General features: G+C 63.3%; 10 protein-coding genes. 8 read left to right on the plus strand and 2 right to left on the minus strand.

Annotated features, from left to right (window positions below):
• Window positions 1–232: 232 nt before the first annotated feature.
• Both aceF and aceE read right to left on the minus strand, forming a co-directional pair.
• Complete coding sequence (gene aceF / locus PRJ_RS01615; protein WP_104960637.1) at window positions 233–1,876, minus strand: dihydrolipoyllysine-residue acetyltransferase; 1,644 nt, start codon at window positions 1,874–1,876, stop codon at window positions 233–235.
• A 13-nt stretch (window positions 1,877–1,889) separates the two neighbouring features.
• Window positions 1,890–4,535, minus strand: a complete 2,646-nt coding sequence (gene aceE, locus PRJ_RS01620; RefSeq protein WP_003255651.1) for a pyruvate dehydrogenase (acetyl-transferring), homodimeric type — start codon at window positions 4,533–4,535, stop codon at window positions 1,890–1,892.
• 383 nt (window positions 4,536–4,918) lie between these two features.
• Between aceE and glnE the strand changes: the two genes are divergently transcribed.
• The 8 genes from glnE to PRJ_RS01660 all read left to right on the plus strand — a co-directional run bounded on the left by glnE (window position 4,919) and on the right by PRJ_RS01660 (window position 15,015).
• On the plus strand, window positions 4,919–7,852 hold the full coding sequence (gene glnE / locus PRJ_RS01625; RefSeq protein WP_010951694.1) for a bifunctional [glutamate--ammonia ligase]-adenylyl-L-tyrosine phosphorylase/[glutamate--ammonia-ligase] adenylyltransferase: 2,934 nt from the start codon (window positions 4,919–4,921) through the stop codon (window positions 7,850–7,852).
• 202 nt (window positions 7,853–8,054) lie between these two features.
• Window positions 8,055–9,104, plus strand: coding sequence for a lipopolysaccharide heptosyltransferase II (gene waaF, locus PRJ_RS01630; RefSeq protein WP_104960638.1), 1,050 nt, complete (start codon window positions 8,055–8,057; stop codon window positions 9,102–9,104).
• Complete coding sequence (waaC, locus tag PRJ_RS01635) at window positions 9,105–10,163, plus strand: lipopolysaccharide heptosyltransferase I (protein ID WP_020193129.1); 1,059 nt, start codon at window positions 9,105–9,107, stop codon at window positions 10,161–10,163.
• A complete protein-coding gene (locus tag PRJ_RS01640) occupies window positions 10,163–11,287 on the plus strand; it encodes a glycosyltransferase family 4 protein (protein ID WP_003255647.1) in 1,125 nt (374 codons plus the stop codon). The genes waaC and PRJ_RS01640 overlap by 1 nt, the downstream gene beginning before the upstream one ends.
• Window positions 11,284–12,090 carry a lipopolysaccharide core heptose(I) kinase RfaP gene (gene rfaP / locus PRJ_RS01645; protein WP_010951697.1) on the plus strand — a complete coding sequence of 269 codons (807 nt, stop codon included), beginning with the start codon at window positions 11,284–11,286 and terminating at the stop codon, window positions 12,088–12,090. The genes PRJ_RS01640 and rfaP overlap by 4 nt, the downstream gene beginning before the upstream one ends.
• On the plus strand, window positions 12,090–12,824 hold the full coding sequence (locus tag PRJ_RS01650; RefSeq protein ID WP_014589406.1) for a lipopolysaccharide kinase InaA family protein: 735 nt from the start codon (window positions 12,090–12,092) through the stop codon (window positions 12,822–12,824). Before rfaP ends, PRJ_RS01650 begins: the two co-directional genes overlap by 1 nt.
• Complete coding sequence (locus PRJ_RS01655; protein ID WP_104960639.1) at window positions 12,821–13,573, plus strand: lipopolysaccharide kinase InaA family protein; 753 nt, start codon at window positions 12,821–12,823, stop codon at window positions 13,571–13,573. Before PRJ_RS01650 ends, PRJ_RS01655 begins: the two co-directional genes overlap by 4 nt.
• Window positions 13,573–15,015, plus strand: coding sequence for a lipopolysaccharide kinase InaA family protein (locus PRJ_RS01660; RefSeq protein WP_104960640.1), 1,443 nt, complete (start codon window positions 13,573–13,575; stop codon window positions 15,013–15,015). Before PRJ_RS01655 ends, PRJ_RS01660 begins: the two co-directional genes overlap by 1 nt.
• Window positions 15,016–15,031 lie beyond the last annotated feature (16 nt).

Genomic DNA, 15,031 nt, shown 5'->3' on the forward strand with positions numbered 1-15,031 from the left:
GCTGGCAAGCGGCCATGCTTGATGCTGTGGACAGGTTATCGGCTGACGTGGCCGATTCTGTAGTTTGGCTGGAGATTTTGGGGCCGCTTTGCGGCCTTGTGTCGCGAAAGGAGGGCGAAGCCCTCCCAGCTTTTCCCAGGCAAAAAAAGCCCCGCCAATCGACGGGGTTGAGGTACGAGCGTGGCAGCTCGAAAAGGGTACTGCCCCTCGCAAGGAGGGGCAGTGTGCTGGCTTACAGCAGCATGGTGCGGATATCGCCCAGCACGTCGCCCAGGCGCTTGGTGAAGCGCGCGGCGGCAGCGCCGTTGATCACACGGTGATCGTAGGACAGCGACAGCGGCAGCATCAGCTTTGGCTGGAAGGCCTTGCCATCCCAGACTGGCTGCATGGTCGCCTTGGAGACGCCCAGGATAGCCACTTCCGGCGCATTGACGATCGGCGTGAAGCCGGTGCCGCCAATGTGGCCGAGGCTGGAGATGGTGAAGCAAGCGCCTTGCATCTCGTCAGCCGACAGCTTCTTGGTGCGCGCCTTCTCGGCCAGTGCAGCGGCTTCGGCAGCCAGTTGCAGCAGGCTCTTCTGGTCGACGTTCTTGATCACAGGGACCAGCAAGCCGTCCGGGGTGTCCACGGCGAAGCCGATGTGCACGTACTTCTTGCGGATGATGGCCTTGCCGCTTGGCGCCAGCGAGCTGTTGAAGTCCGGCAGTTCCTTGAGCAGGAAGGCGCAGGCCTTGAGCAGCAGTGGCAGCACGGTCAGCTTCACCCCAGCCTTCTCGGCCACGGCCTTCTGCGCAACGCGGAAGGCTTCCAGCTCGGTGATGTCGGCAGAGTCGAACTGAGTCACGTGCGGCACGTTGAGCCAGCTGCGGTGCAGGTTGGCAGCACCGACCTGCATCAGGCGGGTCAGGGCCACTTCTTCCACTTCACCGAACTTGCTGAAGTCCACGGCAGGGATCGGCGGGATGCCAGCACCACCGGTCGCACCGGCGGCTGCCGGCGCTTCCTTGGCCTTCTGCATCATGGCCTTGACGTAGACCTGCACGTCTTCTTTCAGGATGCGACCGTGCGGGCCGGTGGCAGCAACTGCACCCAGCTCGACACCGAATTCACGGGCCAGCTGACGAACAGCAGGGCCTGCGTGAACCTTGGCATTGCTGCCAGCGGCCGGTGCGGTAGCAGCCGGTGCAGGGGCAGCAGCCGGGGCTGCAGCAGCAGGTGCGGCAGCCGGAGCAGCCTCAGCCTTGGCTGGTGCAGGAGCAGCAGCCGGTGCCGGCGCGGCAGCCGGGGCGGCACCCGTCACTTTCAGCTTGAAGATCAGGTCGCCAGTGCCGACTTCGTCTTCCAGCTTGCACAGCACTTCTTCGACCACGCCGGCGGCCGGCGACGGGATTTCCATGGAAGCCTTGTCGGACTCCAGGGTAATCAGCGACTGGTCGGCTTCGACGGTGTCGCCGACTTTGACCAGCACTTCGATGATCTTGGCCTTGCCCGACGAACCGATGTCCGGCACGTGGATGTCCTGCACGCTGGCGGCAGCCGGGGCTGCTGCCGGAGCAGGGGCAGCTTCGGCGGCCGGAGCCGGCGCAGCAGCCTGAGCTGGAGCAGCGGCAGCAGCCGGTGCCTCAGGGGCCGCAGCAGCGGCGCCCTCGGCTTCCAGGACCAGCAGTTCGTCGCCTTCTTTCAGGCGGTCGCCCAGCTTGACCTTCAGTTCCTTGATCACGCCAGCCTTGGGCGCCGGAATTTCCATGGAGGCCTTGTCGGACTCCAGGGTCAGCAGGCTCTGGTCAGCCTCGATACGATCACCGACCTTGACGAACAGCTCGATGATTTCACCTTCACCGCTGCCGATGTCAGGTACGCGAATGAGTTCGCTCACTTAAAAATACTCCTCAGCAGTCCAGTGGGTTGCGCTTGTCCGGGTCGATACCGAACTTGACGATAGCGTCTGCGACAACCTTGGGTTCGATCTCGCCACGGTCAGCCAGGGCTTCCAGGGCAGCCAGCACCACGAAGTGGCGGTCGACTTCGAAGAAGTGACGCAGCTTCTTGCGGCTGTCGCTGCGACCGTAACCGTCGGTACCCAGGACTTTGAACTCTTTGCTCGGTACCCACTGACGAATCTGCTCGGCGAACAGCTTCATGTAGTCGGTAGAGGCGATGACCGGGCCTTTGCGACCGTTCAGGCACTGCTCGACGTAGGTCTGCTGTGGCTTCTGGCCAGGCTTCAGGCGGTTGGCGCGTTCCACGGCCAGGCCGTCGCGGCGCAGTTCGTTGAAGCTGGTGACGCTCCACACGTCGGCACCGACGTTGAACTCTTCACGCAGGATCTTCGCGGCTTCGCGGACTTCGCGCAGGATGGTGCCGGAGCCCATCAGCTGTACGTGGTGTGCAGCTTCGCGGGTGTCCTCTTCCAGCAGGTACATGCCCTTGATGATGCCTTCCTCGACACCGGCCGGCATGGCTGGCTGCTGGTAGGATTCGTTCATCACGGTGATGTAGTAGAAGATGTCCTGTTGCTCTTCGGTCATCTTCTTCATGCCGTCCTGGATGATCACCGCCAGCTCGTAGCCGTAGGTCGGATCGTAGGTGCGGCAGTTCGGGATGGTGCCCGCCATCATGTGGCTGTGACCGTCTTCGTGCTGCAGGCCTTCACCGTTGAGGGTGGTACGGCCGGCGGTACCGCCGATCAGGAAGCCACGGGTGCGGCTGTCGCCAGCGGCCCAGGCCAGGTCGCCAATACGCTGGAAACCGAACATCGAGTAGAAGATGTAGAACGGCAGCATCGGCTGGTTGTGGCAGCTGTACGAGGTACCGGCAGCGATGAACGACGACATGGCGCCGGCTTCGTTGATGCCTTCCTCGAGGATCTGGCCCTTCTTGTCTTCGCGGTAGAACATCACCTGGTCTTTATCGACTGGCTCGTAGAGCTGGCCGACCGACGAGTAGATGCCCAACTGGCGGAACATGCCTTCCATACCGAAGGTACGGGCTTCGTCCGGGATGATCGGGACGATGCGCTGGCCAATGTCCTTGTCCTTGACCAGCTGCGCCAGAATACGCACGAAGGCCATGGTGGTGGAGATTTCGCGGTCGCCCGAGCCGTCCAGGATCGCTTTCAGCGTTTCCAGTGGCGGGGTCGGCACGCTGAAGCTCTTGGCACGGCGCTGTGGCACGAAACCGCCCAGGGCAGCACGGCGCTCGGCCAGGTACTTGGCTTCGGCAGAACCTTCTTCCGGCTTGAAGAACGGCAGGTTCTCCAGGTCGGCATCCTTGACCGGGATGTCGAAGCGGTCACGGAAGTGACGCAGGCTGTCGACGTCGACCTTCTTGGTGTTGTGCGCGGTGTTCTTGGCTTCGCCAGCACCGGTGCCGTAACCCTTGATGGTCTTGGCCAGGATGACGGTCGGCTGCTCTTTGTGGTTAACAGCCTGGTGATACGCCGCGTAGACCTTGTACGGGTCGTGACCGCCACGGTTGAGCTTCCAGATCTCTTCGTCGGACAGGTCTTCGACCATGGCCTTGAGTTCCGGGGTGTTGAAGAAGTGCTCGCGAACGTACGCGCCGTCTTTGGCTTTGTAGTTCTGGTATTCGCCGTCGATGACTTCGTCCATGCGGCGCTGCAGGGCACCGTTGGTGTCCTTGGCCAGCAGTGGGTCCCAGAAACGGCCCCAGACGACTTTGTTGACGTTCCAGCCACCGCCACGGAACACGCCTTCGAGTTCCTGGATGATCTTGCCGTTGCCGCGAACCGGGCCGTCGAGGCGCTGCAGGTTGCAGTTGATGACGAAGATCAGGTTGTCCAGCTTCTCGCGGCCGGCCAGGGCGATTGCACCCAGGGATTCCGGCTCGTCGCACTCACCGTCGCCCATGAAGCACCAGACCTTCTGCTTGCCGGCCGGGATGAAGCCACGAGCTTCCAGGTACTTCATGAAGCGTGCCTGGTAGATCGCCTGGATCGGGCCCAGACCCATCGAAACGGTCGGGAACTGCCAGAAGTCAGGCATCAACCATGGGTGTGGGTACGAAGACAGACCGTTGCCGTCCACTTCCTGACGGAAGTTGTTCATCTGGTCTTCGCTGATGCGGCCTTCCATGAAGGCACGGGCGTAGACGCCTGGCGATGCGTGGCCCTGGAAGAAGACCAGGTCGCCGCCGTGTTCTTCGGTAGGGGCCTGGAAGAAGTAGTTGAAGCCGATGTCGTACAGGGTGGCACTGGAGGCGAAGCTAGAGATGTGTCCGCCCAGGTCCGAGTCTTTCAGGTTGGTACGCATGACCATGGCCAGCGCGTTCCAACGCACCATCGAGCGAATGCGGCGTTCCATGAACAGGTCGCCAGGCATGCGTGCTTCGTGGGTGACAGGGATGGTGTTGCGGTATGGCGTGGTGATCGCATATGGCAGCTGGGAGCCACTACGGGTGGCCAGCTCGCCCATACGGGTCATCAGGTAATGAGCGCGGTCTTCGCCTTCTTTGTCGAGGACCGACTCCAGGGCATCCAGCCATTCCTGGGTTTCGATTGGATCGAGGTCTTGCATGGCTTGCTCCAGGGCGGAAAGGCAACCAGAATCGATTGCCTGAGATTGCGACTGGCCTTATGGGCAGACGTCGTGAATTCTTGGATTACCGGGGTGTCTTCCGGCGCGTTGTAGTTTTACTACATTTGCTTTCGCATTTCATGCTTTTACACGACACGAGTAGTAGTAAAACTACATTTGTGCGACGTTTGGTCGCACCTTGGCTTGTGAGGAAAAACGTTCATGTTGGTTGGCATTGTGTCGCGAACGGGTGGTTCTTGATGTTTGTTGCCAAGTTTTCGTTTTTTTCAGCTATTTCCAACTTTTGTACGACAGTCCAACCGTGGTCCGGCTTCCCCTTGGCCGCTTTTTCCCCTCTATTTCACGCCGATCAAGGATAGACCATGCGCCTACCTTTGCCCTCCGATCTGCCTGCCACCTTGCAGCCGCTGGTCACTCGCAACCAGCAGTTCATCAGCGATGCCGTGGCCGGCCACCCCGAACTCGACCTGCAGGCCTGGAGCCCGCTGCACCGGCAGCAGTTCGATCAGGTGGCTGCTGCCAGTGAATTCGTACTCAGTTTGGCCCAGCGCGAGCCCGCGATGCTGTTCGCCCTGCTGGCCAGCGGCGAGCTGGAGCGGCGTTACGCCCCGGGTGAGCTGCGCGGGCAAATCGCCGCAACAGCCCAGGCGGCACAGAGCGAGGACGAGCTGGCGCGCAATCTGCGCCGCGCGCGCAACCGCCAGCAGCTGCGCATTATCTGGCGCGACATTACCCGTCAGGCGGAACTTGGCGAAACCTGCCGTGACCTGTCGGACCTTGCCGATGCGGCCATCGACGAAGCCTACCAATGGCTGTACCCGCGCCATTGCCAGCAATTCGGCACGCCCATCGGCAACCGCAGCGGCCAGCCGCAGCACATGGTGGTGCTGGGCATGGGCAAGCTGGGAGCGGTAGAGCTTAACCTGTCGTCGGACATCGACCTGATCTTCGGTTTCCCCGAGGGAGGTGAAACCGAAGGGGTGAAGCGCTCGCTGGACAACCAGGAGTTCTTCACGCGCCTGGGCCAAAGGCTGATCAAGGCACTGGACCCGGTTACCGTCGACGGCTTTGTGTTCCGCGTTGACATGCGCCTGCGTCCCTATGGTTCGGCGGGTGCCCTGGTGCTCAGCTTCAATGCACTGGAGCAGTACTACCAGGACCAGGGCCGTGACTGGGAACGTTACGCGATGATCAAGGCGCGGGTGGTGGCCGGCGACCAGGCGGCCGGCGCGCAGTTGCAGGAGATGCTGCGCCCGTTCGTGTACCGCCGCTACCTGGACTTTTCCGCAATCGAAGCGCTGCGCACCATGAAGCAGCTGATCCAGCAGGAAGTGCGGCGCAAGGGCATGGCCGAGAACATCAAGCTGGGTGCCGGTGGTATTCGCGAAGTAGAGTTCATCGCCCAAGCCTTCCAGCTGATCCACGGCGGGCGTGACCTCAGCCTGCAGCAGCGGCCGTTGCTCAAGGTGCTGGCCACCCTGGAAGGCCAAGGCTACCTGCCGCCAGCAGTGGTGGCCGAGTTGCGCGAGGGTTATGAGTTCCTGCGCTATACCGAGCACGCCATCCAGGCCATTGCCGACCGCCAGACGCAAATGTTGCCGGAAGGTGAGACCGATCAGGCACGCGTGGCCTACGTGCTCGGTTTTGCCGACTGGCAGAGCTTCCACGACCAGTTGATGTACTGGCGTGGCCGTATCGACTGGCATTTCCGCCAGGTCATTGCCGACCCGGATGATGAAGACGGCGAAGGCGAACTGGTGGTGGGTGGCGAGTGGTCGCCGTTGTGGGAGCAGGCGCAGGATGAAGAAGCCGCTGGCCGGCAATTGCAAGAGGCTGGCTTCAAGCAACCCGCCGAAGCCTTGCGGCGCCTGGCCGGGCTGCGTTCCAGCCCGCAGTTGCGCTCGATGCAGCGCATCGGCCGTGAGCGACTTGACGCATTCATCCCACGGCTGTTGGCCCAGGCGGTGGAGCATGACAACCCTGACCTGGTGCTTGAGCGGGTGTTGCCATTGGTCGAGGCTGTGGCACGGCGTTCGGCCTACCTGGTACTGCTGACCGAAAACCCCGGTGCCTTGCGCCGTTTGCTGACGCTGTGCGCCGCCAGCCCGTGGATTGCCGAGCAGATTGCCCTTTACCCGCTGCTGCTCGACGAACTGCTCAATGAGGGCCGCTTGTTCAGCCCGCCCTTGGCGCCAGAACTGGCCAGCGAGCTGCGCGAGCGCCTGACTCGCATCCCCGAGGACGACCTGGAGCAGCAGATGGAGGCGCTGCGCCATTTCAAGCTGGCCCACAGCCTGCGCGTGGCCGCCTCGGAAATCAGCGGCAACCTGCCGTTGATGAAAGTCAGCGACTACCTGACCTGGCTGGCTGAAGCCATCCTCGACCAGGTGCTGGCCCTGGCCTGGCGCCAGACCGTGGCCCGCCACGGCCAACCCAAGCGCAGCGACGGCAGCCTGTGCGACCCGGGTTTCATCATCATCGGTTACGGCAAGATGGGCGGCCTGGAGCTAGGCCACGGTTCGGACCTGGACCTGGTCTTCATCCATGACGGCGATCCGCAGGCGGAAACCGACGGTGCGAAGCCTATCGACAGCGCGCAGTTCTTCACGCGTCTGGGGCAGCGCATCATCCACCTGCTGACCACCCAGACCAACTCGGGCCAACTGTACGACGTGGATATGCGCCTGCGCCCGTCCGGCGCCTCGGGCCTGCTGGTCAGCTCGCTGGGCGCCTTCGAGCGCTACCAGCAGAACGAAGCCTGGACCTGGGAACACCAGGCGCTGGTACGGGCCCGTGTGCTGGTGGGTTGCAAGCAGGTGGGGGCGGCATTCGAAGGTGTGCGTGCCAAGGTACTGGGCCAGGCCCGCGACCTGGAAAAACTGCGCGGCGAGGTGAGTGAAATGCGCGCCAAGATGCGTGACAACCTCGGTACCAAGGCTACGGCTGCCGGTACTGCGGCGAACGCCTTCGACGCCGGTGTACCCTTCGATATCAAGCAGGATGCCGGCGGTATCGTCGATATCGAATTTATGGTGCAATACGCCGCTTTGGCCTGGTCCCATGACCATCCGGCCATACTTCGATGGACCGATAACATCCGCATTCTGGAAGAGCTGGAGCAGGCGAACTTGATGCCGGCCAGTGACGCGGTGCTGTTGCGTGAAGTGTACAAGGCGTTCCGCTCGGCCTCCCACCGCCAGGCCCTGCAGAAGGAGGCCGGGGTGATCGATGCGGCGCAGTTTGCCGATGAACGCCGTGAAGTGCGGCGGATCTGGGGTGAGTTGGGTTTAAGCTGATACCGTGTTGGCTTATTCGCGGGCAAGCCCGCTCCCACATGTACTGCACAGGCCCTGAGCAGTGTGCAATCCCTGTGGGAGCGGGCTTGCCCGCGAATAGGCCATGTGAGTGGTACACTGTCCGCCACATAGCCTGAATATAAAGAGGGGAGGCCAGGCTGTACCGCAGCCTGTAGCCTCCCCGAGCGTTTCTGGACTAAGCATGAGAATACTGATCATTGGCCCCAGCTGGGTCGGCGACATGGTGATGGCGCAGACCCTGTTCCAGTGCCTGAAACAGCAGCACCCCGACTGCGTGATCGACGTGCTGGCCCCTGAATGGAGCCGGCCGATCCTCGAGCGCATGCCTGAAGTGCGCCAGGCCTTGAGCTTCCCGCTCGGCCACGGTGCGCTGGAACTGGCCACGCGGCGGCGCATCGGCAAGTCCCTGGCCGGCCAGTACGACCAGGCCATCCTGCTGCCCAATTCGCTCAAGTCGGCGCTGGTGCCCTTTTTTGCCGGCATTCCCAAACGCACCGGCTGGCGTGGTGAAATGCGCTTCGGCCTGCTGAACGATGTGCGCAAGCTGGACAAGGCCCGCTACCCGCTGATGATCGAGCGCTTCATGGCCCTGGCTTATGCGCCCGACACCGAGCTGCCGCAGCCATACCCCCGCCCCAACCTGCAGATCGAAGCGCAAAGCCGTGACGCCGCCCTGGCCAAGTTCGGCCTGGAACTGGACCGTCCGGTACTGGCGCTGTGCCCTGGCGCCGAGTTTGGCGAAGCCAAGCGCTGGCCGGCAGAGCACTATGCCGCTGTGGCCGATGCGATGATTCGCCAAGGCTGGCAAGTGTGGCTGTTTGGCTCGAAGAACGATCACCCGGTCGGTGAGCAGATCCGCGACCGGCTGATTCCGGGGCTCCGTGAAGAGTCGTACAACCTGGCCGGTGAGACCTCGCTGGCCGAGGCCATCGACCTGATGTCTTGCGCCCATGCCGTGGTGTCCAACGACTCCGGCCTGATGCACGTGGCCGCTGCGCTGAACCGTCCATTGGTGGCGGTGTACGGCTCGACTTCACCCGGCTTCACCCCGCCCCTGGCCGAACAGGTGGAAGTGGTGCGCACCGGTATCGAGTGCAGCCCGTGCTTTGACCGCACCTGTCGCTTCGGCCATTACAATTGCCTGCGTCTGCTGGAACCGGGCAAAGTGATCGCCGCCCTGCACAGCCTCAGCGGACCGGACCTGATCGATACCGTGGCCGAGGTCGACTAAGTGCGGGTACTGATCATCAAGACCTCGTCGCTGGGGGACGTAATCCACACCCTGCCGGCGCTTACCGATGCCGCCCATGCCATTCCCGGCATCCGTTTCGATTGGGTGGTGGAAGAAGGCTTCGCCGAAATCCCCGGTTGGCACCCTGCGGTCGACCAGGTCATCCCGGTGGCGATCCGTCGCTGGCGCAAGAACCTCTGGCAAACCATCAAGAGTGGCGAGTGGAAGGCGTTCAAGCAGCGCGTGCGCGAGCGCAAGTATGACCTTGTGATCGACGCCCAGGGCCTGGTCAAGTCGGCCTGGTTGACCCGTTACGTGAAGGCACCCGTAGCCGGCCTGGACCGCTACTCGGCGCGCGAAGGCTGGGCCAGCCGCTTCTACGACCGGCCTCTGTCGGTCGCTACCGGCCAGCACGCGGTGGAGCGGGTGCGCCAACTGTTTGCCATGGCCCTGGCTTATGACCTGCCAGAAGGCATCGGCAACTACGGCCTGGACCTCGACCGCCTGCAACTGCCGCCAGCTGCACCCTATGTGGTGTTCCTGCATGGCACCACCTGGGCGACCAAGCACTGGCCCGAAGCCTACTGGCGCGAACTGGCCGAGCGCATGGGCCGGCGCAAGCTGGAAGTGCGCCTGCCCTGGGGTAATCCGGCTGAGAAGGCGCGGGCCGAGCGAATTGCCCAAGGCTTGAACAACTGCCAGGTGCTCCCCAAATTGAACCTTGCCGGCGTCGCTCGTGTTCTGGCGGCGGCAAAGGCCTGCGTGGCGGTCGATACCGGCCTTGGCCACCTGGCGGCGGCACTCGATGTGCCCACCCTTTCGCTGTTTGGCCCTACCAATCCGGGCCTGACTGGCGCCTACGGACGGACCCAGATTCACCAGGCCAGTGACTGGCCTTGCGCTCCCTGCCTGCAGAAGAAGTGCACCTACAAACCGAGCGCCGACGACCTGCGCCGGTTCGATCTGAAACGCGAGTGGCCGCTGTGCTTCACTCGCCTGAATCCCGAGCATGTGGCGAGCCGCTTGAGCGCGTTGCTGCTGGCTGAGGATGTCCGTTGATGCAACTGGCTTTCGTGCTTTACAAATATTTCCCCTTCGGCGGGCTGCAGCGCGATTTCATGCGCATTGCCCTGGAATGCCAGAAGCGGGGCCACCAGATCCGTGTGTATACGCTGATCTGGGAGGGTGACATTCCGCCGGGCTTCGAAGTGCTGGTGGCGCCGGTGAAGGCGATTTTCAACCACCGCCGCAACGAGAAGCTCAGCGCCTGGATGGCCGCCGACCTGGCCAAGCGCCCGGTCGATCGCCTGATCGGCTTCAACAAGATGCCAGGGCTGGACGTGTACTACGCCGCCGACGGCTGCTTCGAAGACAAGGCGCAGACCCTGCGCGGTGGGCTGTACCGCCGCTGGGGCCGCTACCGGCACTTTGCCGAGTACGAGCGTGCGGTGTTTGCCAAGGACGCCCATACCGAAGTGCTGATGATTTCCGAAGTGCAGCAGCCGCTGTTCATCAAGCATTACGGCACCCCGGTAGAACGTTTCCACCTCCTGCCGCCAGGCATTTCCCAGGATCGCCGTGCGCCGGCCAATGCCGCCGAGATCCGCGCCGAGTTCCGCAAGGAATTCAACCTGGGGGATGACGACCTGCTGCTGGTGCAGATTGGCTCAGGCTTCAAGACCAAAGGTGTGGACCGCAGCCTCAAGGCACTGGCCGCGCTGCCGTCAGCCCTGCGCAAACGCACCAGGCTGATGGTGATCGGCCAGGACGACCCCAAGGTATTCCAGCTGCAAAGCGCTACCCTGGGCCTGGGCGACCAGGTGCAGTTCCTCAAGGGCCGCAGCGATATCCCGCGCTTCCTGCTGGGCGCCGACCTGCTGATTCACCCGGCGTACAACGAGAATACCGGTACGGTGCTGCTCGAAGCGTTGGTCGCCGGCTTGCCGGTGCTGGTGTCCAAGGTGTGCGGTTATGCCCACTACATTGCCGAGGCCGACAGCGGCCTGGTGCTGGACGAGCCGTTCGAACAAGATCAGCTCAACGGCTATCTGCAGCGCATGCTCGAAGACCCGCAGGCGCGTGCCAGCTGGTCGCGCAATGGCCTGGCATTTGCTGATAGCGCCGATCTGTACAGCATGCCGCAGCATGCTGCCGACGTGATCCTGGGGCAAAAGACCGCATGAAGCTGATATTGGCCGAACCCTTCAAACGCCTGTGGGCCGGGCGTGATGCCTTCGACGCCGTGGAGGCGCTGCAAGGCGAGGTCTATCGCGAGCTGGAAGGGCGCCGCACGCTGCGCACCGAAGTGGCTGGCGAGGGCTTTTTCGTCAAGATCCACCGTGGCATCGGCTGGGGCGAGATCTTCAAGAACCTGTTCACCGCCAAGTTGCCGGTGCTCGGGGCCGGCCAGGAATGGCGGGCGATCCAACGCCTGCATGAAGTGGGCGTGCCGACCATGACCGCAGTCGCCTACGGCGAGCGTGGCAGCAACCCGGCCGCGCAGCACTCGTTCATCATCACCGAAGAGCTGGCGCCGACCATCAGCCTGGAAGACTTCAGCATCGACTGGGTCAAACAGCCGCCCGAGCCGCGCCTGAAGCGTGCACTTATCGCCGAGGTGGCGAAGATGACCGGCGGCATGCACCGCGCCGGGGTCAACCACCGCGATTGCTACATCTGCCATTTCCTGTTGCACACCGACCGACCGGTGACGGCGGATGACTTCAAGCTGTCGGTGATCGACCTGCACCGTGCGCAAACCCGTGCCAGAATCAGCCGCCGCTGGCGCGACAAAGACCTGGCTGCGCTGTACTTTTCGGCCCTGGACATCGGCCTGACCCAACGCGACAAGCTGCGCTTCCTGCGTGGTTACTTCCAGCGTCCGCTGCGGCAGGTGCTGAAGGACGAAGCCGCGCTGCTCGCCTGGCTGGAGCGCAAGGCCCAGAAACTCTACGATCGCAAGCAACGCTATGGGGATGCACTCTGATGGCGAGTTGGACACTGGCGCCGGGGTACGAACACCTGGCGGCGGACTTCGGCAGCCTCGACGCGGTGTTCGCCCTCCAGGGCGAACGGCTGACCCGCGACCCGCTCAGTGAAGTGGTACGCATCGAGCGTGACGGGATCAACTACTACGTCAAGCGCTACACCGGGGCCGGCAAGCACATGCGCCGGTACCTGGGGCGGCCACGCATCAAGGCCGAATGGCAAAACCTCAAGCAGTTCGCCAAATGGGGTATCCCCACTGCCGAAGTCGTGGCCTGGGGCCTGGAGCGCAACGGCCTGGCCTTTGGCCGTGGCGCGATGATCACCCGTGAACTGCCGCGCACCGAAGACCTGTCGGCCCTGGCCGAACACAACGATGCGCGCTTGGCCGACCGCGCCTGGGTCGACCATGTCAGCCGTCAACTGGCGCGCCATACCCGGGTCATGCACGAACACCGCTTTGCCCATAACGACCTGAAGTGGCGCAACCTGCTGGTCGATGACCAAGGCACGCTATTCTTCATCGACTGCCCTACCGGCGACTTCTGGCGTGGTTTCATGTGGCGCCACCGGATGATCAAGGACCTGGCATGCCTGGACAAAGTGGCCAAATACCACCTGTCAGCTACCCAGCGCCTGCGCTTCTACCTGCAATACCGTGGCCGCGACCGCCTGAATGTGCGTGACAAGAAGCGCATTCATCGGGTGCTGGGCTTTTTCGAGGGAAGGGAATGACCGATTACCTGGCCAGCGCGGAACTCGCGCTGCTCAAGCGCCATGGCCTGGACAACTTCGAGGCGCTGTGGGCGCTGCAACTTGATGCTGTGGACGAACCCAACACCGGCCGTGGTGGCTGGAGCAGCGTCTTCCGTCTGGAACTCGAAGGCAAGGGCTACTACCTCAAGCGCCAGAGCGACTACCTGACCCGTACCTTGCACCGGCCGTTCGGCGAGCCCACCTTCGCCCGCGAATTCCGTAACATCAGTCGCTACCAGAAGCTGCGCATTCCGGCATTGCAGGCGGTGTTCTACGGCGAGCGCAAGCAGGGCGGCAAGCACCGGGCCATCCTGATGACCCGCGCTCTGGACGAGTGGGCCGACCTCGACAGCCTGCTGGCGCAGTGGCCGCGGTTGGGTGAAGCCGAGCGCACTGGCATCCTGCAGGCCTGCGGTCAGCTGGCGCGTACCCTGCACAGCGCCGGCCAGGTGCATGGCTGCTTCTACCCCAAGCACATTTTCCTGCGTCAACGCCGCGAGGGTTGGGACGCGCAATTGATCGACCTGGAAAAGACCCGGCCGCTGCTGTTCGGCATGCGTGACCGCCTCAAGGACCTGGAACCGCTGCTGCGCCGCGCGCAGGCCTGGCGCGTGCAGGATGTACGTACTTTGCTGGCTACCTACCTGGGGCAGCCGGCTGACGGCGCGCTGGTCGACACCTGGCTGCAACGGCTGACGCAACGCCGTCGTGAAAAAGAGGCCCGCTGATGCGTTTGTCTGAACTGAAGGATGCCGGGCGCAGCCCGGCGCTGCCCCTGAGTATCACGTTGGTTGATGCCGCCGGCAGCGCCGACTTGCAATTGCTCAGCCTGCTGCGCGTGCTGCCGGGCCAGCGTTATGTGGGCGCTGGTGTCTGGCGTGGCACACCGGTGCTGGCGAAGTTGCTGGTCGGGGGTAACGCCGCGCGGCATTTCCAGCGCGAACTGCAGGGTGTGAAGTTGCTGGCCGAACAAGGCCTGACCACACCGACGCTACTGGCCGACGGCCTCAAGGAAGGCGAGGGCGGCTGGCTGCTGTTCGAGTTCCTTGACGGTGCCCAAAGCCTGGCCGATGCCTGGGCCGCAGTGGAAAACCTGCCAGTGCTGGCGGACGAGCAGCACCTGGTACTGGGCGAAGCGCTCACGGCTGTGGCGCACATGCACGCCCGAGGCCTTTGGCAGGAAGACCTGCACCTGGACAACCTGCTGCGCCATGCCGACAAGCTGTACCTGATCGACGGTGCGGGCATCAGGGCGGAAACACCCGGTCAGCAGTTGTCGCGTCCACGCGTGCTGGAAAACCTCGGGGTGTTCTTCGCCCAGTTGCCCAAGCGCCTGGAGCCGTTCATCGAAGAGCTGCTGGTGCATTACCTGCTGGCCAATGCCGAGCATGCCTTGCCGCTGGAAGCGCTGCAGAAACAGGTGGACAAGGTGCGCAACTGGCGCCAGAAGGACTATCTGGACAAGGCTGGCCGCGAGTGCAGCCTGTTCAGCGTCCAGCGCACCCTCTCGGGCTTGCAGGCGATCCGCCGCAGTGAGGTCGAGGCCATGCAGCCTGTACTGGAGCAGGCCGATGCGCTGATCGACAAGGGCCATTTGTACAAGACCGGTGGCGCTGCCAGCGTGGCGCGCATCGAGGTCAATGGTCGCCAGTTGGTGATCAAGCGCTACAACATCAAGAACACCGCACATTGGTTCAAGCGCTTCTGGCGCCCGAGCCGGGCCTGGCATTCCTGGATTGAAGGCAACCGCCTTGAATTCCTCGACATCGCCACGCCACGCCCCCTCGCGGTGCTGGAACAGCGGGTGCTGGGCCTGCGCAGCCGTGCTTACCTGGTCACCGAGTATGTCGACGGCCCGGACCTGACGGCATGCTTCGCGCCCTACGTCGAAAGCGGCGATGCGCCCGAGGAGCAGGTGGATGCTTTGGTGCACGTGATGCAGCAGCTGATTCGAGAGCGCATCAGCCACGGCGACTTCAAAGGCCATAACCTGTTCTGGCACAACGGCCAGTGGTCGCTGATCGACCTCGATGCCATGTGCCAGCACGCCACCCAGCTCAGCTTCGCCCCGGCCTATGCCCGTGACCGGGCACGGCTGCTGCGCAACTGGCCCAATGGCAGTGCCTTGCATCAGCGACTGGACCGGCTGTTGCCGAAACTGGTCGACTGAGGCCGCCGGTTCCGGC

Source organism: Pseudomonas sp. XWY-1 (assembly GCF_002953115.1).
GTDB classification, from domain to species: domain Bacteria; phylum Pseudomonadota; class Gammaproteobacteria; order Pseudomonadales; family Pseudomonadaceae; genus Aquipseudomonas; species Aquipseudomonas alloputida.